Origin of the sequence: Colwellia polaris (genome assembly GCF_002104515.1) — a bacterium.
Taxonomy (GTDB): domain Bacteria; phylum Pseudomonadota; class Gammaproteobacteria; order Enterobacterales; family Alteromonadaceae; genus Cognaticolwellia; species Cognaticolwellia polaris.
The window spans coordinates 75,261-95,065 of the sequence record NZ_NBOE01000014.1 but is presented as its reverse complement, the minus strand read 5'-3'; the positions used below and the strand labels follow the sequence as shown (position 1 = coordinate 95,065).

23 protein-coding genes are annotated in these 19,805 nt (G+C 36.6%); 15 read left to right on the top strand and 8 right to left on the bottom strand.

Features of this window, described 5'->3' with window-relative positions; genetic code table 11:
* Window positions 1–66: 66 nt before the first annotated feature.
* The 6 genes from rpmE (at window position 67) to alr (ending at window position 5,630) form a co-directional block, all read left to right on the top strand.
* Entirely contained in the window at window positions 67–279 is a 213-nt protein-coding gene (gene rpmE, locus B6A32_RS17290) for a 50S ribosomal protein L31 (RefSeq protein ID WP_077286181.1), read from the top strand.
* Between the two features lie 256 nt (window positions 280–535).
* Complete coding sequence (locus B6A32_RS17285; RefSeq protein WP_198946946.1) at window positions 536–1,093, top strand: RNA polymerase sigma factor; 558 nt, start codon at window positions 536–538, stop codon at window positions 1,091–1,093.
* A gap of 3 nt (window positions 1,094–1,096) precedes the next feature.
* The gene (locus tag B6A32_RS17280) at window positions 1,097–1,618 is read left to right on the top strand and encodes a hypothetical protein (protein WP_085306172.1); all 522 of its coding nucleotides are present in this window, start codon (window positions 1,097–1,099) and stop codon (window positions 1,616–1,618) included.
* Between the two features lie 30 nt (window positions 1,619–1,648).
* Window positions 1,649–2,590, top strand: a complete 942-nt coding sequence (locus B6A32_RS17275) for a DUF4097 family beta strand repeat-containing protein (RefSeq protein ID WP_085306171.1) — start codon at window positions 1,649–1,651, stop codon at window positions 2,588–2,590.
* A 535-nt stretch (window positions 2,591–3,125) separates the two neighbouring features.
* Window positions 3,126–4,544: a replicative DNA helicase gene (dnaB, locus tag B6A32_RS17270; RefSeq protein ID WP_085306170.1), complete on the top strand. Its 1,419-nt coding sequence runs from the start codon at window positions 3,126–3,128 to the stop codon at window positions 4,542–4,544.
* Between the two features lie 6 nt (window positions 4,545–4,550).
* Entirely contained in the window at window positions 4,551–5,630 is a 1,080-nt protein-coding gene (gene alr / locus B6A32_RS17265; protein WP_085306169.1) for an alanine racemase, read from the top strand.
* A gap of 138 nt (window positions 5,631–5,768) precedes the next feature.
* Here alr and B6A32_RS17260 read toward each other — a convergent pair whose 3' ends face one another.
* The 8 genes from B6A32_RS17260 to B6A32_RS17230 all read right to left on the bottom strand — a co-directional run bounded on the left by B6A32_RS17260 (window position 5,769) and on the right by B6A32_RS17230 (window position 12,415).
* A complete protein-coding gene (locus B6A32_RS17260; RefSeq protein WP_085306168.1) occupies window positions 5,769–6,416 on the bottom strand; it encodes a DsbA family oxidoreductase in 648 nt (215 codons plus the stop codon).
* Window positions 6,417–6,606: 190 nt separating this feature from the next.
* A complete protein-coding gene (locus B6A32_RS17255; RefSeq protein WP_085306167.1) occupies window positions 6,607–7,164 on the bottom strand; it encodes a carboxymuconolactone decarboxylase family protein in 558 nt (185 codons plus the stop codon).
* A gap of 920 nt (window positions 7,165–8,084) precedes the next feature.
* Window positions 8,085–8,735 (bottom strand): TetR/AcrR family transcriptional regulator, encoded by a 651-nt coding sequence (locus B6A32_RS17250; RefSeq protein WP_085306205.1) that lies wholly within the window; start codon window positions 8,733–8,735, stop codon window positions 8,085–8,087.
* Window positions 8,736–8,881: 146 nt separating this feature from the next.
* Entirely contained in the window at window positions 8,882–9,304 is a 423-nt protein-coding gene (locus B6A32_RS17245; RefSeq protein WP_408607680.1) for a secondary thiamine-phosphate synthase enzyme YjbQ, read from the bottom strand.
* A gap of 39 nt (window positions 9,305–9,343) precedes the next feature.
* Window positions 9,344–9,466 carry a hypothetical protein gene (locus B6A32_RS19595; protein ID WP_269844053.1) on the bottom strand — a complete coding sequence of 41 codons (123 nt, stop codon included), beginning with the start codon at window positions 9,464–9,466 and terminating at the stop codon, window positions 9,344–9,346.
* Between the two features lie 46 nt (window positions 9,467–9,512).
* On the bottom strand, window positions 9,513–9,977 hold the full coding sequence (locus B6A32_RS17240; protein ID WP_085306165.1) for a chemotaxis protein CheX: 465 nt from the start codon (window positions 9,975–9,977) through the stop codon (window positions 9,513–9,515).
* A 469-nt stretch (window positions 9,978–10,446) separates the two neighbouring features.
* Window positions 10,447–10,965, bottom strand: a complete 519-nt coding sequence (locus B6A32_RS17235; RefSeq protein ID WP_085306164.1) for a DUF6436 domain-containing protein — start codon at window positions 10,963–10,965, stop codon at window positions 10,447–10,449.
* Window positions 10,949–12,415 carry a methyl-accepting chemotaxis protein gene (locus B6A32_RS17230; RefSeq protein ID WP_085306163.1) on the bottom strand — a complete coding sequence of 489 codons (1,467 nt, stop codon included), beginning with the start codon at window positions 12,413–12,415 and terminating at the stop codon, window positions 10,949–10,951. Before B6A32_RS17230 ends, B6A32_RS17235 begins: the two co-directional genes overlap by 17 nt.
* A 317-nt stretch (window positions 12,416–12,732) precedes the next feature.
* Here B6A32_RS17230 and B6A32_RS17225 point away from each other — a divergent pair, with 317 nt between their 5' ends.
* From B6A32_RS17225 to B6A32_RS17185, 9 genes are all read left to right on the top strand, one after another.
* The gene (locus B6A32_RS17225; RefSeq protein WP_085306162.1) at window positions 12,733–13,275 is read left to right on the top strand and encodes a hypothetical protein; all 543 of its coding nucleotides are present in this window, start codon (window positions 12,733–12,735) and stop codon (window positions 13,273–13,275) included.
* A gap of 145 nt (window positions 13,276–13,420) precedes the next feature.
* Window positions 13,421–14,407 (top strand): tRNA dihydrouridine(20/20a) synthase DusA, encoded by a 987-nt coding sequence (gene dusA / locus B6A32_RS17220; protein WP_085306161.1) that lies wholly within the window; start codon window positions 13,421–13,423, stop codon window positions 14,405–14,407.
* A 799-nt stretch (window positions 14,408–15,206) separates the two neighbouring features.
* A complete protein-coding gene (locus tag B6A32_RS17215) occupies window positions 15,207–16,070 on the top strand; it encodes a sulfurtransferase (protein ID WP_085306160.1) in 864 nt (287 codons plus the stop codon).
* 372 nt (window positions 16,071–16,442) lie between these two features.
* Window positions 16,443–16,736 (top strand): hypothetical protein, encoded by a 294-nt coding sequence (locus B6A32_RS17210; RefSeq protein ID WP_085306159.1) that lies wholly within the window; start codon window positions 16,443–16,445, stop codon window positions 16,734–16,736.
* A gap of 13 nt (window positions 16,737–16,749) precedes the next feature.
* Window positions 16,750–17,412: a phage shock protein PspA gene (pspA, locus tag B6A32_RS17205; RefSeq protein WP_085306158.1), complete on the top strand. Its 663-nt coding sequence runs from the start codon at window positions 16,750–16,752 to the stop codon at window positions 17,410–17,412.
* 109 nt (window positions 17,413–17,521) lie between these two features.
* Window positions 17,522–17,734 (top strand): PspC domain-containing protein, encoded by a 213-nt coding sequence (locus tag B6A32_RS17200; RefSeq protein WP_085306157.1) that lies wholly within the window; start codon window positions 17,522–17,524, stop codon window positions 17,732–17,734.
* A gap of 29 nt (window positions 17,735–17,763) precedes the next feature.
* Window positions 17,764–18,102, top strand: coding sequence for a hypothetical protein (locus tag B6A32_RS17195; protein ID WP_085306156.1), 339 nt, complete (start codon window positions 17,764–17,766; stop codon window positions 18,100–18,102).
* A gap of 226 nt (window positions 18,103–18,328) precedes the next feature.
* Entirely contained in the window at window positions 18,329–18,799 is a 471-nt protein-coding gene (locus B6A32_RS17190) for a copper chaperone PCu(A)C (RefSeq protein ID WP_158088513.1), read from the top strand.
* Between the two features lie 8 nt (window positions 18,800–18,807).
* Window positions 18,808–19,800, top strand: a complete 993-nt coding sequence (locus B6A32_RS17185) for a DUF2333 family protein (protein WP_085306154.1) — start codon at window positions 18,808–18,810, stop codon at window positions 19,798–19,800.
* The last annotated feature ends 5 nt before the right edge of the window (window positions 19,801–19,805 follow it).

The window sequence follows — 19,805 nt, the reverse complement described above, 5'->3', positions numbered from 1 at the left end:
CTCGTATGGTGCTTGGCAGCAATAATGACTGATCAAGTGGCGATACGGCCTTAACAGAGGTTTCCCATGAAAGACGGTATTCATCCAAATTATGTAGAGTTCAAGGCAACTTGTTCTTGTGGTAACGTTATTACAACTCGTTCAACTGTAGGTAAAGACTTACATTTAGACGTATGTTCAGAATGTCACCCATTCTACACTGGTAAGCAAAAAGCTGCTGAGACTGGTGGTCGTGTTGATAAATTCAACAAGCGTTTTGGTGCTCTTAGCAAGAAGTAATTCTGCTAATATACCAGATGAAAAAAGCACCTTTGGTGCTTTTTTTTTACCTAAAATTAAGTTTATTTAATTTTAGGTAAAAAAACATAACGATATCTTGGTGAATAGACTTGGTATTGCATTGTTATTCCTCAGCTTTTATACAGTACTTATCTGCTCCTCAGAAAATAATTATTTTATTTTTACTTCTCTTTAAACCCTTTTACGGCATACTGCATCTAACTTAATAATTAAGAAATTGTCGAGAATTTACTTTTTGGATAAGTTAAAAATTATTGATGCCAATAAATGTTTTAGCCCAGATCTTGAGCCGCAATGGATAGCACAAGCTCAGCAGGGTGATCAGCAGGCGTTTCATCACCTTTATCAAAGTTATCACCGTCGTATATACGCACTGTGCTGGCGCATGATGGCCGATAAAGACAGTGCTGAAGATGTTTGCCAAGAAGTTTTTGTTCAGCTTTGGCAAAAAATAAGTAATTTTCGCGGCGAAAGTAAGTTTTCAACTTGGCTGCACAGTGTCGCAACCAATATTGTTTTAGGACATATTCGTAAAAATAAAACTTGGATACAACGAATTTTTAGTATTGAAGATCAACCGGTAAAAGACACTATGGTAGAAATGCCAGAATGTTCAAACTTAGATCAAAAAATTCAAACCTTGCCTGAAAGGGCACGCCTGGTGTTTGTTTTATTTGCCATCGAAGGCTATCGCCATGAAGAAATCGCTAATATGTTAGGTATGGCAGTAGGCACAAGTAAAGCTCAGTATCATAGAGCTAGAACTTTATTACGCGAGTCGTTAAGTGAGTAAAAAATGAAAGAAACGATGAATGCTGATAAGAATGCTGAAATGAGTTTGCAAGCGGCAATTGCACAGCTTCCCAAAGAAATAGTGCCAGAGCGAGATTTATGGTCGGGTATCGACAAAGCCATTAATCAAAGTGCTACATTGGCAGACAATAATGACAAGAAAAAAGCCTTTACACCTGTTGCATGGGCAGCTTCAATAGTTGCTGCAGTATTATTAACTTGGGTAACTCTAGGGCCTGAACAGCTTACTAGCAAACCTCAGATAAACTTAGTAGCAGCAATGCAGCAAGACTTTGAACAACAAAAACAAACAATGTTAGTGAATTTTGGCGCGCCAGACATTAAGCAATTACCAGTAGCAATGCAAACTGAATTAGTTAAGCTAAGTTCTGCACAAAACACGATTAGCAAGGCCTTAGCGGATGATCCTAATAATAGTGATTTATTAAATTTATTACGTTGGACACAGCAGCAAGAGTTAGACTTGCTGAATCAATTATATAGCCCTCAGTGGCAAACAATTTAATCGTGATGATAGTCGAGATAAGAGGTTAACATGAGAAGCTTACGTAATTATTTATCCCTGTTGCTGTTAATAGCTGCCTTGCCAAGTAAGGCCGGTGAGCGAGTCGACGAGTCAATGCTATTGGGGAATATTACCAATGTAACTATTGAAAATTTACGCGGTGAAGTAAGTGTTATAGGGAACAGCGGTGATACGGTAACCGTATCGGGCGAGTTAGACGATAAAGCACAAGGGTTAACGTTTGAACGTTCAGGATCACGAATTATTATTAAAGTTGAAGTACCCAACAATAGTCATAATAGTTGGGGCGAAGACGGCTCAGATTTGACTATTGTAATACCTAAACATGTGCGGGTTAGCTTTAAAGGTGTATCTTCAAATATTAACATTAGCGACTTTACACATGGCAGTGAAATTCAAACGGTTAGCGGTGATATTAACGCTAAAAACCTTATGCAACAGGTAGAGCTTGCAACGGTTAGCGGTAATATCGAAAGCAAGAATCTCTCAGGGAAATTGCGTTTGTCAGCAGTGAGTGGCGATATTGATGACCGAAACTCTTCAGGCAGAGCATTGTTTAAAACCGTCAGCGGTAATTTAAACGCTAACTCTAGTGCGAATGAGATATCAGCTAATACCGTATCGGGCGACATAGAGTTAAAACTTGCGAAAGTTGATGAATTAATTGTTTCAACGGTGAGTGGAGAATTTTTCAGTCAGTTATCATTAAATGACAATGGCTTGGTGAAAATGTCGAGTGTCAGTGGAGATTTAACTCTCGACTTTAAAAATGAAGTGCAAGCCAGCTTTAATTTAAAAACCAATGCTGGAGGCAATATTGTCAATGAACTAACCTCAGCAAAAGCGAAGCGCGCAAAGTATGGCCCAAGTGCTAAATTATCTTTTGAAACGGGTAACGCCAGTAGTTCAGTTCGAGCAAGTACGGTTAGTGGGCGTATAGAAGTAAAATAACTATAGTAGCGCCTCTTTTATAGAGGCGTTAATCTTTGCTAGAGCATATTAATGCTGCGAACATATCCTGATAAACCCCGCGATTTTATTGTTAAATACCTTATCTAACCTGAACGCTGAATAATGAGTGCTTGATACTCAAGTGATTCAAAAACTTAGGTAGTAAAGTAAATGCTATAGTAAGGTGAACATCTCGAATAGACACCAGCAATGCTTCATTTTATGCCATTTCCAAGGCAAAATATTTATGACTAGCGAGCTATTTATTGACGTTTTAATGCAGATAATGGGGTAAAAGGGAGCATTGAGTAAGTGCTGCTTATCCAGAATTAAGATTATCTATAAGCTTATCGAAATCACCTTTATTTAAAATGTGTTCAGTGAAATATATTGAAATAAATCTTTTCGTTTTTCATTTTGCTTAAGGTGAATTTCTGCTACATTAGCTCTCTTTATTTTCGAATAATTTTATAACGTTATTGAGGCATAATTTTTCTCAATAACAGAGATTATCGCCAAGCATTTAGGGTGTGATATGGCCGATCGCAAGCCAGCCAAGTTCAGCAAAAATAACCAATTTCCTCGTGACAAACAAATTGATGAGTTAAAAGTTCCGCCGCATTCATTAGAGGCAGAGCAATCGGTGCTGGGTGGTTTATTATTAGATAATGAAACTTGGGACCGAGTCAGTGAACGTGTAGTAGCACAAGACTTTTACAGTCGCTCTCATCGAATTACTTTTGAAACGGTTGGTCGCTTAATTGAACTAGGTAATCCGGTTGATTTGATCACCTTATCTGAAGCACTAGATAACGATCAAATGCTTGATGATGCGGGTGGTTTTGTCTATCTCGCTGAAATGATGAAAAACACGCCAAGTGCTGCCAATATTACTGCTTATGCTGATATTGTAAGAGAGCGCGCGGTTACCCGTGAAATGATCAGCGTAGCGAATGAAGTTGCTGAAGCCGGTTATGATACTCAAGGCCGTACCAGTGCTGATTTACTCGATTTTGCTGAAACCAAAATTTTCGCGATTGCAGAACAACGAGCAAATAAGTCTGAAGGCCCTGAAAACATCAGCTCAGTATTAGAAAAAACCGTTGATCGTATTGAAAAACTTTGTGCATCTCCAACTAACGGTGTTACCGGTGTTTCAAGTGGCTTTACTGATCTTGATAAAATGACGGCTGGCTTTCAAAAATCAGATTTAATTATTGTTGCTGGTCGTCCATCAATGGGTAAAACGACCTTCGCGATGAACTTGGCAGAAAATGCCGCCATGACAGAAGATAAACCTGCACTAATTTTCAGTTTAGAGATGCCTTCTGAACAGCTGATGATGAGAATGTTGGCCTCGCTTGGCCGCATAGATCAAACTAAAATTCGTACCGGCCAATTAGAAGATGAAGACTGGGCGCGCTTATCGTCAACCATGGGGTTATTAATCGAAAAAGGCAAAATGTATATCGATGATGCTGCAGGTTTAACGCCAACCGATGTGCGTTCAAGAGCAAGACGAATTGCGCGTGATCATGGTGGCATTAGCTTAATTATGATCGATTACCTTCAATTGATGCGTGCACCACAGTTTTCCGATAACCGAACCTTAGAAATCGCTGAAATATCTCGCTCATTAAAAGCTTTAGCCAAAGAATTACAAGTGCCTGTTGTTGCGCTTTCGCAGCTTAACCGTGGCTTGGAGCAACGAGCAGATAAACGCCCAATTAACTCCGATTTACGTGAGTCAGGCTCGATTGAGCAAGATGCGGATTTAATCATGTTTATTTATCGTGACGAGGTTTATCACGATGATTCTGAATACAAAGGTATGGCTGAAATTATTATCGGTAAACAACGTAACGGCCCAATTGGTCGTGTGCCGTTAACCTTCCAAGGGCAATTTTCTCGTTTTGATAATTACGCTGGCCCGCATGTTTTGGATGAAGACTAAACAATTATGGCGTTACACACAGCAACCGCGGTTATTGATTTACATGCTTTAAGTAATAATTATCAGTTAATTAAATCGCTTTCGCCTGATGCTAAAATTTTAGCGGTACTTAAAGCAAATGGTTATGGTCATGGTTTAGAGCGTATTGCTAATGCGCTTCCTGACGCTGATGCTTTTGGTGTGGCGCGTATTGATGAAGCGCTTGCCCTCAGAGCGGCAGGCATAGAAAAACCGATAGTATTACTTGAAGGTTTTTTTGCTAAAGAAGATATAGAAACTTTATCTGTTAACAACTTACAAACGATAGTACATAACGAGCAACAGCTTTCTGCTATTGTTAACGCTAATGTAGATTCGCCATTAAAGGTTTGGTTGAAAATAGATACTGGCATGCACAGGTTAGGTATTAACCCTGAGCAACTAGCAAGGTTTTATCAAGCGTTAATACAATCGAAAAATGTGCAGCAGCCAATAATATTAATGAGTCATTTAGGTTGCGCAGATGATAAAAACAATCCAAAAACTTCTCAACAAATAAGCTTATTTAACGAGTTAACCTCAGCATTACCTTCAGAAAAAAGTATGGCTAACTCTGCTGGTGTTTTACAGTGGCCAGAAAGTCACTATCAATGGATCAGACCAGGCTTATTAATGTATGGCGTTTCACCACTAGCTGCTGGTATTAACATTGAAGGTATTGAACCTGTCATGACTTTACAGTCTAGTTTAATATCGGTACGCGAAATAGCGGCAGGAGAATCTGTAGGGTATAGCGGCACTTGGACGAGTGAGAAAAATACTAGGATAGGTGTTGTTGCCATAGGGTATGGAGATGGTTATCCTCGCCATGCTGCTAACGGCACTCCCGTTCTTATAAATGGCCGTCGTGTGCCGTTAATAGGCCGTGTTTCTATGGATATGATCTCGGTAGATTTAGGGGAAAACAGTCTAGATCAAGTAGGCGATATTGCTACTCTGTGGGGTAAAGGTTTACCTGTTGAGGAAGTTGCCGTCTTTGCAACAACCATCCCATACGAGCTTTTGTGTAATATTACGCGTCGGGTACATGTTCAATTAGCAGAGTAATTATTGTTAATTTAATTAATTAACGTTTCTACGTTTTAAATTTAAGCCACTGTTCAATTTTAAACTTCTTCAATACAGTGGCTTAGGTTTAATTTTCGTTTAGCTTAATATTTATTTAACTTAAGTTTTTATGTGTTTTTATGTGTTTTTAAGTTGTTCAACTAGTATTTGTATGAATGCTTCAACAGGCTGTGCACCTGCTAGCGCACTTTTACCATTAAAAACCACGGTAGGTACCGAAGAAACACCAAGCTTTTGCCAATAAGACTCTTGATCTATTAGCGTTTCTATTGCTTGATTACTTTGCAACTTAGCCATTGCTTCTTCAACATTAAGTCCAACAACTGCTAATTCTTGAGCTAAAATTTCCCGATCAGAAACATCTTTTTTTTCTGTAAAAAATGCCGAGAATAAGCGTAATTTTAACGCGGTTTGCTTGCCTTGTGATTTTGCGTATTCCAATAAAATATGCGCGTCACGCGTATTAACTATTTTCATTCCTTCAAAGAAGTTAAAGTCAAAATCAACAGTTTTACCATGCGCGGTCATTTCTGTTCTAAATTTTGCACTACTTTCGGGGGTAGAGCCGTATTTACGTGCTGAATGTGCACTTAATTCCTCGCCTTCTAAAGGCATATTAGGATTTAGCTCAAAGGGTTGCCATTCTATCTCTACTTTGTCTTCAAGTGCTAATTCAGTTATTGCTTTTTTTAAGTTACCGTAACCGATAATGCACCACGGACATACCACATCTGAAATGATATCTATTTTGATTTTATTACTCATTTTATTTCTCTTCAAAACGTTGTCGATATTAAAAACCAGCAATAATTAAGTGCTAAATCATTGCCTACTTTCTTCATGTAATTAACTAACCCGAGAGTGGGAATACTAGATATTTAGATTTAACGTTAAGTAGTGAAGCTAAAAAAGCCAATACCTAACATTAAGCATTGGCTTGCTAGCTTATTTAAAGTTATTTAGCTTTTTTTTCCCAAGCAAATTTATTAAAAGGTGCGTCAACTTCCGTTGAAGCAATGTGATTAGTATAGTTGCTGATCACTTTTTGAGATAAGCCTAAAAGAATTTCTAAAACTTGTTGCTCGGCGTAACCTGCGGCATAAAAGTTTGCTAATTCTTCAGCTGATATATGGCCACGATTACGAACAAGAATTAATGTTGTATCAAGTAAAGCTTGTAATTTTGCTGTTGGCATTGGCTTTTCATCGCGTAATGCTTCAATTAAATCAGCATCTACTTTCATAGAGTGTGCAATGGCAGTATGGGCAGGTACACAATAGTTACAGCCATGCTCAACATTAATGCCTTGCCATACTACGGTTAATTCTTCTGCGTTGAATGATGTATTAAGGAAAAGTTCATGCAAAATTTGATAAGCATCTAATACATTTGGCGCGCTAGCTAACACGCCATGTAAATTAGGTAACATGCCATATGCGCTAACAGATTTCTCTAAAAGTGCTTTACTTGCTTCTGGTGCAGATTCAATTGTATGTGTCGTTAATGTAGTCATATCAAAGTGCCTTAATAAATTATGTTGTAAAGTTTCTAGCTCAAAAGTTTTTTATACCAGTTGGTAATTAATTGGTATTGTACCGATCGGTATTTATAAGTCAACCACTATCCGAACAATAATTTTTTATGAGTATTAACTGTGCTTTATTCACAGGTGCTGGATGCGTAAAATAACGTTTCAAATATTGTTGTTATTTAACCTGAACTCTGGATAAGCAGCACTTGATCAATGCTCCCTTTTAAGCCATTTTCTGCGTTAAAACGTTGAAAAATAGCCCGCTATTCATAAACGTTTTGCCTTGGAAATGGCATAAAATGAAGCATTGATGATATCTATTCGTGATGTTCACCTGGCTATGGCATTTACTTTATTACCTAACCTGAACTCTGGATAAGCAGCACTTGCTCAATGTTCCCTTTTAAGCCATTTTCTGCGTTAAAACGTCGATAAATAGCGCGCTATTCATAAACGTTTTGCCTTGGAAATGGCATAAAATGAAGCATTGATGATATCTATTCGTGATGTGCACCTGGCTATAGCATTTACTTTATTACCTAAGCTTTTGGTTCACTTGAGTTTCAAGCACTCATTATCCAGAGTTCAGGTTACCTAAGCTTTTGGTTCACTTGAGTTTCAAGTACTCATTATCCAGAGTTCAGGTTATTTAAATCATGAAGAATTAAGCGTTAATACATTCGCTTGTTATATAGCGTTGAGCTTGTACTCGCTAGGTTCGAAGTAAAAAGTAAGTGAAAAAAGTGAAAAAAGTGAAAAAAGTGAAAAAAGTGAAAAGAGGTAAATAAAATTAATATATTAACTGTAAGTTAAGTTTGAGGGGGCAGCTTACAGTTAATTATAGAGTAGGGAGTTATGAAGTAATCGTTAAACAGCGTTGTGAAAATATAAAATAATAAACACTACTGAATTGTATTCGTTGTAATGGTTCCGACTTTTGTTTGTTCATTGTTACCAGCGAATACACCAGCCAAAATAGTATCAATAACAAATGCTAATTCGGTTGATGACACTTTAGAGCGGGCCATTGCAGCACAACCTTTTAAAGCAGTATATAAGCTTAATGAATTCCCTTGTGCATGATGATGTAAGCCCAATGATATTGCTTCTTTATCGGTAGTAAATAAGTCTACAAATAACGTTTTTGGTAAAACGTCTATATCGATAAGTAACTTTGATGCTTCTTCTGGTATATCTCCGCCAGCAATTTCTGATTGGCATAATACAAGGTAACAACCTTTAGGCTGCTCTGTACTACATTGCATACCAACGATCGACATCATATAGTTTTTTAGGCGAGTTTTTAACGGCGTATCAGGAGTAAATAAAGCATCTAGATGCACCTTCATTTTATTTTCAATGTAATATTGAGTGGCCTTAATAAATAGAGCTTCTTTATTACCGAACGTGCTATACATGCTAGGTTTATTAATGTTCATGCTTTTTGTTAAGTCTGCTAAAGAAGCGCCAACAAAGCCTTTAGCCCAAAAAACTTCCATTGCGGCATGCAATGCTGTTTGTTCATCAAATTTTCGTTTGCGTCCGCTAACCACAATAATCACCATTTATTTTACTGAATATTAATATTGTACCTAATGGTATGATTAACTTCAATCGACAAAAAAATTTAACAAGTTATCTTGTGAAAGACAATTTTTTACCACCGCATATGCAAAGTAAATGAGCTATTTAACATGGCTTATTCGCCGTTTATAGTAATTACTATGGTTCTTGAACCACCATAATCTCTATGTTCGCCAAGATAAATGCCTTGCCAAAGACCTAAATTAATTTTGCCATTTTTTAATGGAATCGTAACGCTACTTCCTAGCGTACTCGCTTTAATATGAGCAGGCATATCGTCTGGCCCTTCATATGTATGACGATAATAAGGTGCATTTTCAGGGATAAACTGGTTAAAGTGGCGCTCCATATCATCTCGAACTGTTGGATCTGCATTTTCATTAATCGTAAGCGATGCGGATGAATGCTTAATGAAAACATGTAACAAACCACACCGAACACGTGGAAAATTAATAATCGCTTGTTCAATTTCTTCAGTGATTAAATGAAAGCCTCGAGAGTAAGGCTTGAGTTCTATCTCTACTTGTTGCCACATAATTTTAGTTACTCTTATATTATAAATATAATTGCAGTTTGTTTAAGAAGACACACCACTATGTAATTTAGGAATAAAGTCTAGTTGAGGTTGGTGAATATGTTGAGTATGCGCCCATGAAAATGTTGAAGCGATTAACGCGCTAATCAGTATTGTTTTGTGCATAAAAAAGCCCCGTATTAACGAGGCTAACTTTCAATATTGAACTGAATTATTTATCAAAACTAAATTCAATATACGCATTACCAAATTCTGACGTAAGTGCAATAATAACAATGGGACCGTCAGCCATATGATGAATTGAATGGGCAGGGCCTGAAACTACCATAGGTGTTGCCATATCAAACTCTATGCCTTTTTCACTCAACATGCGTTTCGCGCCGCCGGTAACCATATTGGTAATTTCGCCAACGAGATCCGTAATTTCTTCATTGATTTCATCTGGTCCTTCGCCAACCATTTTTTTCATTGTAGCGAGTGCTAACTTACCTTCAAAGGTAATAGATAATGAACCTTTAGTTTGTTCACTAACCATACCAATTAATCCTGAAACATCGCCTTTAGCAATTTCATTTTTTTTCAAACGAGGTTTTTCAGGTGTAAGTTCCATTTGTGCCATGGTAGACATTACGTTAAGCATCGAAGAAAGAAAGGGGTTAATAAACTCTACATTCATGAATTTTTCCAAAGGCTCAGTTTAATAAAATGACGTTATTTTGCTTATTGTAGAGCAAAATTAATATCGAGCAGCATTAATTACTATTTTGTATTTCATTAATAATAACTGATCTATTGAAAGTTAGGCTACCTTTTATCTGTTTATCGTTAAAATTAACTATATTCACTTGTTTTGGATAATACGCTGTTAACAAACTATGAGTTATTAAGACCTGTTAAAGTGTTATCAATATTATGTTCGATAAGTTGAGCAAACATGCTGACCTCTTGTATAAATGGTTTTGACTAAGAAAAAGAAGCATTTTCGTCAAACAACACCCAATGAATAGCATCATTTGCATAAATTTAAATGGGCTGGCGGTATTTATCTAATAGTTGAGGTTAATATTTACCGGGTAAGCAGGCTAGAAAGGGGAGAACCGATAGCGCTTAAAAAGGAGTGTTTAAAGTCAATAGCATTACTTTTTTTATACCTTACAGTAACAGCCTTGCGCTTCTTTAATAATAAGATCAGCTGAATACCCTTTAATAAAGTTAGATAACATGGTTTGTGCAAACCCAGATGTTTGTGAGCAAGCTAGCCCTTCACCATAAGGACCATAATATACCACTTCTCCAAGGCTGTTTAGAATGGCGACCGAGGGGGTTGCAGGTAATATAGTATGGTCTTCAAGACTAATATGCTTAACGTTGAAGTTATTTGCTGTAGCGATATCGTTGATATCTTTAATATGTGCTTCACTATATTGTTGGCACTGACAATTAGCTTGATTAAAATGCAAAATCGAACTACGACTGCTTGGTTCAATATATTGTGTTAGTGAAGCTGATAATTTTTGAGGATCCAGGTAAGTTATTTTCGTGCCATCATTAAAATTAACCAGCTTGCTATCAATAAAATAAGCAAAAGCTGCAAGGGTTAGCACTATCCAAATAACAAATACCGCTATTTGGATAGGCGTAATACTTTTATTTAAAGCGGGCAATATTACCTTCCATATCAATTGCGCTGTTTGATAATTTTAGTGACTCCTGATCTAATATTTTTATTTTTTCAATATCCGTTTGAACTGTGCTTTTTAGTATTTCTACACTTTTTGCAATTGCGCTTGTTGTGTTTGCCTGTTGTTCTACCGCGGCAGCAACATTGATTGAAACATTGCTTGCTAGCGCAACTAAATCAGACGCTTTAACTATTTTACCTTCAGCGTTACTAGCGCTGTCGATAACAGATTGCACTATTTTTAAGCTACTTCCCATAGAGTCAGTGGTAGATTTCGAGTATGTTTGAAGAATATCTAAAGTTGCGCCAATTTTATCGGTACTTTCTTTTGTTCTGTTTGCCAGTGCTCTAACTTCGTCAGCTACTACAGCAAAGCCTCGGCCCTGTTCACCAGCTCTGGCTGCTTCAATAGCGGCATTTAATGCTAATAAATTCGTTTGATCAGCAATGCTGGTAATTTCAGATAATACATTTGAAATTGCTTCAGTAGAGTTCGCTAATTCTGTTACTTGTTCGCTCGTTTTTTCAAGCGCGATAGTTAAGTGTTTATTGTGATTGTTAATTTCAACGATATCTTCGTTTGTTGCTTGAGTGTAATTATTAGCCTCTTGCATTTGATTACTTAGCAAGTGTGTTTCTTCAGAAATCGACGTAACTGTGTAAGATAGTTCTTCTGCAGATGTGGCAATAGCCTCTGTTTCAAGTTGCCTCTGTTGTGACAAACCCTCCAACTCTTCTTTTGTTTGAATGAGTTTTTGTGAATTACTGTTTAGTTCAACAATTTGCACTTTTACACTGCCAATAACACGCGACAATAACGCAAGTAAATCGTTAAATGAAAGCAAAGTGCTGTCTTCTCTTGCATCAGTTTTAATATTTAAATCAATAGCATGAGTGTCTCGAGTTAATTGTTTAGTAACAAGTGCTAACTCTTGACCTATTCTATTTACTTTCGCCATCATATTTGCAATGTAGCCGGCTATAAGTGCTTCTGTTGCTGCATAAACAGCATGAATAATCACCGTTGTTGAGGCCAATCTATCTTGAGTGAAAACAAAGACACCAAGATTATTCGTTTGCAGGATATAAAAAGAAATGTGATGTATACATACAACAAGTAGAGCAGTTATAAACACTCGCCAATCTTGATAAATAATTAAGAAGGCCATTAAAATAAACACTTCAAAGTGCGTTTCGATTAACCCGTTTGTTTGATGAATATGCAAAGCTGAAAAAATCATTAAAGCTATAGCAGAAACATGACGAGTAATCGCTAAATTTGGGGCCGTTTTGTTGAAAAAAATTGGCACAATTAAAGCGGGTAATCCGATGATAAAAGTAGGTAAATAAGAATCGTAGAAAAAGGAGAGAAACAAACTCTCAATAAACAATGCACTGAGTAAATAGATAAATATTTTATTAGTTTTATTCATTTTGACCTTGAAAGTATAGGATTGTATGTATATCAATGAACCTAACTTCACTGTCAGGAATTGCTGAATATATGGTGTATAAAAGCGTTAGCCACTTAAATTTGTATCTAATTTAAAAGGCTGAGAATATTAAATCACTTGAATAACGATGACAATTTAAATTGTCATCGACAACAGTTTCGCCGCATTATACAGTAACAAGTCTCTCGGTCTTAACGATTTTCGTTAATTTAATAGTAAAAACAATACAGTGTTTAATGCTCAGTGTTTAATGTTAAAAACTACCTGGGTAGTTATATTTTTAAAAAAGGATTTTTATGTTTTCAAGCTTTCTCAAATCTGTTCTGGTTTTTAATCGCTCACAAAACCAAGCACCTAATTTTATTTTGGTTTATGCCTTAATTGCATTGGCCTGGCATAATCAATTTTTTATTACTCTTGTAGTTTTTAGCGGTAGCTTTAGTGAAAAGTTAGCTCAAGCTTTAACAGAGCACTCATTTCAATACGGCACAGTGCTATGCCTCACGATTTTGTTTTTTATTTTAAGGTTAGCATTTTTATATTTAGTGAATAAAACCGATAACTTTATTGAAGCTGATGAACCCATTGAAGCCAAAATAGGTAGTGATCAAGTATTTACAGAGAATAAAGATGTGCTGCGTTTATTGGCATTACTAGAAGATACTAAAGCAGAATTAGCGAAAGTAAAAGCACGTGAAACGGCTGCTCAAACAGATAAAAATGCCACAATAAACAAAATGTTGGCAGTACAAGCTGAATTAGATATAGCGCAAGCTGATATAGCTATATTGAGTCAAGCTAACGAAGATTTAAGGGCAAAGCTTTCAGAACACGCGTAAGCTAGTAGTAAGATAAAATAGCCAAGATTAACTGAGAATTTTTTCTTTTGTTTAGCATCCCCAAAGCCTTTATAATTGGCGAATATTCCCGTTGTACTAATTTACAGCTATATTCGCATTAAACTTAAAGGTTTTTTATTACTTTATGATTTCTCACAAACTTTCCATTGCACCTATGCTTGATTGGACAGATCGTCATTGCCGTTATTTTTATCGCGTAATGTCAAAACAAACCGTGTTGTATACCGAAATGGTAACAACAGGCGCAATATTGCATGGTAAAGGTAATTATTTAGCTTATAACGAAGCAGAGCATCCTTTGGTATTGCAGCTTGGTGGTAGTGATGTTGCTGCGATGACAGAATGTGCAAAAATTGCTGAACAGCAGGGCTATGATGAAATCAACATTAATGTTGGTTGCCCGTCAGATCGTGTGCAAAATGGTAAGTTTGGTGCTTGTTTAATGGCTGAACCGCAACTTGTGGCTGATTGTGTTGCCAGCATGCAAAACGCAACGAAGATTCCTACAACGGTAAAATCTCGTATTGGTATTGACGATCTCGACAGTTATGAATTTTTGCACCAGTTTTTAACAACGGTTAGCGCAGCAGGGTGTCAGCATTTTATTATTCATGCGCGTAAAGCTTGGTTAAGTGGTTTAAGCCCTAAACAAAACAGAGATATTCCACCTTTAGATTACCAACGTGTTTATCAAATTAAACAAGACTTTCCTAACATTGAAATTTCTATTAATGGCGGTATTACAACGTTTGCACAAGCAAATGACCATATGCAACATTTAGATGGGGTAATGATTGGTCGTGAGGTTTATCAAAATCCATATATGCTAACCCAGGCCGACAATGAAATTTGGCAGGCCAATACTGAGATAAAATCACGCCAAGTGGTTCTAAATGAAATGATTGAATATGTTGATCGTCACGTTGCTAGCGGTGGCAGAGCGTGGCATGTTGCTAGGCATATGCTTGGTTTATGTAATGGTTTGGCAGGGGCGAAGCAATTTCGACGTTATTTAAGTGAAAATGCTAATGGCGAGAATGTTGGTGGTGAAGTGTTGCAGCAAGCGTTCGAGAAAGTCTTGCAACTTAACCCTGATTTGAACCTAATTTAGTTATTTCTGACGACCAAACGTATAAGTGTTGCTAGTGCTGCAAGTGTTAAATCTCCATTATCGAAAAAAGGTTATTTGGTAATGGAGGTGAGTGCTTTTTTCAATTTTACACTTTGACTTTATTCTCTGTCTTTATTGCTTACCTTTATTCTCTGTCTTTATTGCTTACCTTTATTCTCGGTTTTTATAATTTAGCATTACGCTTAAATATCGAAATTTTTAAAGTATAAACGTCTTTTGCTTTTATAAGCTTTTTGGCACAAACCTCACTATAAATTAGTAAATTTAACCACTTCAGCGTTTTTTTAATATTTTTATACTTGTTGATTTATTTACGAATAAAATAAATAACATTTTAAATCAATGGTTTAATCGTTTTTTCAATCTTTGGCACAACCTTTGTAACTGTTTACGCTACTTAACCAATAGCACATTTTAAATGCCGCGCTCAAAATAGCTTAAAAGGATTGATGTTATGCCAAGTTTAACCATTTTATTTACTCTGTTTATGTTACCGAGTATTTGTTTGCTAGCCACGTCGTTTATTGTTGCTCATTTAGAGCAAGGAAAGTAACCGTTATTGCTATATGAACTCGATAGCATTAGCGGTTGTATTATTACGTTATTAAAGTGCGCTATTAACGAAAGTTAAGCGTTAAATTTGCTTTTAATTCGACTCATTGTTTACATTTCTATTTGACCCACAACACCCAATTCCCTTTTGTTAACGACTGTACTTTGTTACAGAACTCAGCTAATTTTGCATATATTTACCGAACATTTCAGTTAGGTTTAATTTATGATGAATTTTCAGCAATTAATTTCCTGTGTAGATTTACACGCAATACTTGGTAGCAAAGACTTAGTGATACTCGATGCCAGTATTCCACCCATAGGTAATATGGCTGCTCCACAATACAGTTGGCCAGATTATAGCATTCCCAATGCTCGTTACTTCGACTTAAATAAAGACTTCTCAGATCCCACCAGTACTCTTCCGCACACGATGCCGAGCATTGAACATTTTGAGCAAGCAGCCAAAGGGCTAGGCATTAGTCAGCAAAGTCAGATTGTGGTTTATGATGATTTAGGGTTGTTTTCTGCCGCACGGGCTTGGTATATGTTTAAAGCCATGGGTCATAAAAAAGTGGCTGTTTTAGATGGTGGCTTGCCTATGTGGATAAAGCTGAAAAAGCCTACAGAGGAATCTATAACATCAAATATGACTAAAAATATTGTTGAAGGAGACTTTACTGCTAACCAGCGGGATAGTTTTTTTTGTGATTGGCAATATGTTGAAACTCAAACACAATCTCAAGAGGATCTTATACTTGATGCAAGGGGGAGCCGAAGATTTAAAGGCTTAGATGCAGAGCCTCGTGCAGGTGTTCGAAGTGGACATATGCCAAATGCGAAAAACTTACCTTACAGCGACCTATTAAAAGAAGGCTTGTTCAAGTCAGCAGAAGAACTTAAAAAAATATTTACGCAAATTAATCGTGAAGATAAAGCTATGATCATGACGTGCGGTTCAGGTGTTACGGCCTGTATATTAGCCCTAGCTGCAGACATTACTGGTTCACAAGCAGTGCGAGTATATGATGGCTCTTGGAGTGAGTGGGGAGCTTTACCAAATACAAAAGTTGATAGCACCTCAAAGTAAAAAACTAATACCTTCCAGCTTCTAGATACAATAAGTAAAGCATAGCTAATACTTGTCGTTTTAAAAATTAAAAATTAAAAATAGACCTGAAAACGGCTAAATAGAGTTTAGCCACTCATGCTAATTTCCTTCCCTAAAGTTAAAAAATATAATTGGTCATTTTCACTATTTAATGTGTGAAAATTGACCAATTATTAGTATGACATAATATGTCTTATTTTTTCATTCAAGCACTGTTTTTATTAAATTATTAATTAACAGTGACTTACGGTTTTTTCATTTCTTGGCACAGCACTTGTAATACCTATATCAATTACCAACATGATGAGTTGAATAATCACATTTCATGTTACTTACACAAGGATATAAATAATGAAACTATTACAAACTAAACACATATTAAGCACCGTTTTATTATCTTGTACGTTGCTACTTACAGCTACTACTTCTGCACAAGAAGTGTCACTAGAAAAAAGCTTAGCAGCAACAGTACAAGCACAAGGACAAAAAGTGCTTCATGATTTATCTGCAGAGTTATCGCATTCAATCAAAGCTGAGTTAAATCGATTTTCAATGAAGTTCAGCACTGAAGAAACTCAAGAGTTAGCTGCTGTTGTTGAGCCAAAGAAATCAAATTTATCAAAACCACAAACGACGAAGTATTAATAGGAGAAACACCATGGGCATGTTTTCAAGATTTACCGATATTATTAACGCTAACATCAATGCAATGTTAGATAAGGCTGAAGAGCCAGAAAAAATGATCAAGTTGATCATTAATGAAATGGAAGAAACACTGGTCGAAGTTCGCTCATCAGCGGCAAAATATATTGCTGAAAAGAAAACAATTATGCGCAATATTCGTGATATGGAAAATCGTGTTACTAATTGGCATACAAAAGCAGAACTGGCTTTAACCAAAGGCCGGGAAGATCTTGCTAAGTCAGCACTAGTAGAAAAGCAAACGTGCACACAAAAACTCGCTGAATTTAATGAAGAACTAGTTCAAATTGATGAACATTTAATTGCGGTCCAACAAGATAGCCAACGTTTACAAGATAAGTTATCAGAGGCAAAACGTAAGCAAGAAGCATTTGCTCTTCGCCAACAATCTGCCGAAGTTCGTTTAAAAGTACGTGAAAAAGCAGTAATTCATAATATTGATGAAGCGATTAATAAATTTGAACGATATCAGCAAAAAATTGACCGTGTTGAAGCTGAGGTTGAGGCTTACGATATGACCTCATCAAATGATCTCGATAGTCAGTTTCGTGCTTTAGAAAGTGATGAAAATGTTGAGCAAGAGCTTGAGCAATTAAAACAAAAAGTTGCTAATGGTTAACAGTATAAACGGGTGTTATATAAAGGCACCCGTGATGATTTCTGATCTGAACACGATAAATGTTTAGCGACAATATAAATGCTCACCCGCTGAGCTACAGGAGTAAATAATGAGTTACCAACGAGAATATTCAGTGCATAAAACGTTAACTAAAGACCGAGTAAATAAAAAATTGTCAGGTGTTTGTGGTGGTATTGCAAGACATTACGAACTGCCGCGTCTGGCGGTAAGGCTTGGAGCTATATTTGCTTTATTAATGTTTCCGGTAGCCACTGGGGTTGCTTATGTTGTTGCTTCATTATTAATACCTAATAAAGCTTAAAATTAATCTGATATACAAAGGAGCAAGTTATGTCATTTTTTAAATCACTGTGTTTAGCTATTTTTGCGACCCTGTTTTTAACCTATGCTTTAGGTGTTAGCTTTATGGAGTTACTTAATGTAGACATTTACATGGATGCAGAAGTAATCGAGCCTTTAAAAGCGATAAGTTTTTCAGCATTAGTGGTTGTATTGCTTGTTCTAGTAGCCTTGGCGATAGCTATGAGTGTATTTGGTACATTAATTTTTATTGCCATGTTAGTAATAGGCGGTGGCGCTATGTTATTACTTGGTGTTTTTTGGCCTATATTTTTAATCGCTGGTGCAATTTGGTTGGTTGCTCGCGACAAACGCCAAGTACAATGCTAAGTTCGGAGTATTAAGTGTAATGCTGAGATAAATGATAAATTTATAAAAACCAAGGGTTAATACTATTAAAAAAATTCAGCAGATGCAGCGTGATCAGCCCGATTGTACAGAGTAATAAACTCAGCAATGTGCTCTTTTAAAACAATTAAATTATCCATTTACCTCAAGCTTAGTTACAATGGTGATTAAGAATCACAATATGAATAAAAAGGATGTATATCAGCTTATGAGGAATGTATTCATACCGGTAATGTCATTGATAGTTTTATTGAGTATTTCGTTATTTAATAATGTGTCTGCCAGTGAAAATCATAATATTGTAGTTGAAGATGGTTATGCTAGAGAAAGTATTCCTGGTACAACTATTTCTTCAGCTTATATGACAATAAAAAACACTTCAGCAAGCGACATTCGTCTAGTTTCAGCAACAAGCACGGTGAGCGATCGTATTGAACTTCATCAACATACTATGGTTGATGGCTTAATGCGTATGCGCCAACGCGATAATGTAGATATTTTAGCTAATGACAGTACTGTTTTTCAGCCGTCGGGTTTTCATTTAATGATTTTCAACTTGAAACAGCCACTAAAAGCCAAAGAAAACATTATTATAACGCTACATTTTGACAATGAATCTAGCGTAGATGTTAGCTATACCGTTAAAGGCCTTAAGCAGAAAAAACACCATCACCACTAGGAGTCATTATGAAAGTTAATATTTCGACCAAAGCTGTTGTTTCAGCATTCTTAGCACTATTTTTTGTGCTGTATCTACTGGGTGTTTATTGGAGTTTTGAGCCAGAACAGTTTGACATTCGTACTGAGGTAACTAAAGCCGCAACAGCCGAAGGCGTTAGCCCTGTAGTAGGCTATACTACAACTACAACGCTTATTTTAGTTACTGAAACCTTGTTAAATAAACCCGGTGGCTACTTATCTAATGATGCTTTACCGCCGTCAGTATTTTTAGATAATATTCCTGCGTGGGAGTTTGGTGCTTTAGAGATGATCAGAGACATGGCCTTGGTGATGCGCCAAGAATTTAGTCGCTCACAGTCTCAATCAGCAGAAAATAAAAATTTAAAAGTGGCACAACCACAGCTTAATATTGACCATACAAGTTGGGCTATTCCAAGTGCTGAAGGTGAATATCAAAAAGCGATTAATGAGCTTTACGCATACCGAACTGCATTATCTCAAGTTAATAATCAGTCGGCGCAGTTTTATGCACGCTCTGACAACCTTCGCGGTTGGATACAGGAGGCTACTAAACGTTTAGGGAGCTATTCTCAGCGTTTAAGTGCCAGTGTTGGTAGAGCACAGATTAATGTTGATTTAGCTGGCGATAGCGTTGCTAAACAGTCAACGTTGGGTTCATCAAGTATGCAGTTGAAAACAAGCTGGTGGGATATTGATAATGAATTTTACGAAGCACGAGGCGCTACTTGGGCTTTATTACACTTTTTAAAAGCGATTGAAATAGATTTTAAAGATGTACTTGAACAGAAAAATGCGAAAGTTAGCGTACAGCAGATTATTCGTGAATTAGAAGCAAGCCAAGAAGCCATGTGGAGCCCAATGGTACTAAATGGCGATGGTTTTGGCATGCTTGCTAATCATTCTTTAGTAATGGCAAATTACATATCACGTGCTAATGCTGCACTGATCGATTTAAACGACTTATTGAGTCAAGGGTAGTTAAA

Coding starts and splice junctions, on each gene's coding strand:
- rpmE (WP_077286181.1), top strand. CDS start 67: ATGAAAGACGGTATTCATCCAAATTATGTAGAGTTCAAGGCAACTTGT.
- B6A32_RS17280 (WP_085306172.1), top strand. CDS start 1,097: ATGAAAGAAACGATGAATGCTGATAAGAATGCTGAAATGAGTTTGCAA.
- B6A32_RS17275 (WP_085306171.1), top strand. CDS start 1,649: ATGAGAAGCTTACGTAATTATTTATCCCTGTTGCTGTTAATAGCTGCC.
- dnaB (WP_085306170.1), top strand. CDS start 3,126: ATGGCCGATCGCAAGCCAGCCAAGTTCAGCAAAAATAACCAATTTCCT.
- alr (WP_085306169.1), top strand. CDS start 4,551: ATGGCGTTACACACAGCAACCGCGGTTATTGATTTACATGCTTTAAGT.
- B6A32_RS17260 (WP_085306168.1), bottom strand. CDS start 6,416: ATGAGTAATAAAATCAAAATAGATATCATTTCAGATGTGGTATGTCCG.
- B6A32_RS17255 (WP_085306167.1), bottom strand. CDS start 7,164: ATGACTACATTAACGACACATACAATTGAATCTGCACCAGAAGCAAGT.
- B6A32_RS19595 (WP_269844053.1), bottom strand. CDS start 9,466: ATGCACAAAACAATACTGATTAGCGCGTTAATCGCTTCAACATTTTCA.
- B6A32_RS17240 (WP_085306165.1), bottom strand. CDS start 9,977: ATGAATGTAGAGTTTATTAACCCCTTTCTTTCTTCGATGCTTAACGTA.
- B6A32_RS17230 (WP_085306163.1), bottom strand. CDS start 12,415: ATGAATAAAACTAATAAAATATTTATCTATTTACTCAGTGCATTGTTT.
- B6A32_RS17225 (WP_085306162.1), top strand. CDS start 12,733: ATGTTTTCAAGCTTTCTCAAATCTGTTCTGGTTTTTAATCGCTCACAA.
- dusA (WP_085306161.1), top strand. CDS start 13,421: ATGATTTCTCACAAACTTTCCATTGCACCTATGCTTGATTGGACAGAT.
- B6A32_RS17215 (WP_085306160.1), top strand. CDS start 15,207: ATGATGAATTTTCAGCAATTAATTTCCTGTGTAGATTTACACGCAATA.
- B6A32_RS17210 (WP_085306159.1), top strand. CDS start 16,443: ATGAAACTATTACAAACTAAACACATATTAAGCACCGTTTTATTATCT.
- pspA (WP_085306158.1), top strand. CDS start 16,750: ATGGGCATGTTTTCAAGATTTACCGATATTATTAACGCTAACATCAAT.
- B6A32_RS17200 (WP_085306157.1), top strand. CDS start 17,522: ATGAGTTACCAACGAGAATATTCAGTGCATAAAACGTTAACTAAAGAC.
- B6A32_RS17195 (WP_085306156.1), top strand. CDS start 17,764: ATGTCATTTTTTAAATCACTGTGTTTAGCTATTTTTGCGACCCTGTTT.
- B6A32_RS17190 (WP_158088513.1), top strand. CDS start 18,329: ATGAGGAATGTATTCATACCGGTAATGTCATTGATAGTTTTATTGAGT.
- B6A32_RS17185 (WP_085306154.1), top strand. CDS start 18,808: ATGAAAGTTAATATTTCGACCAAAGCTGTTGTTTCAGCATTCTTAGCA.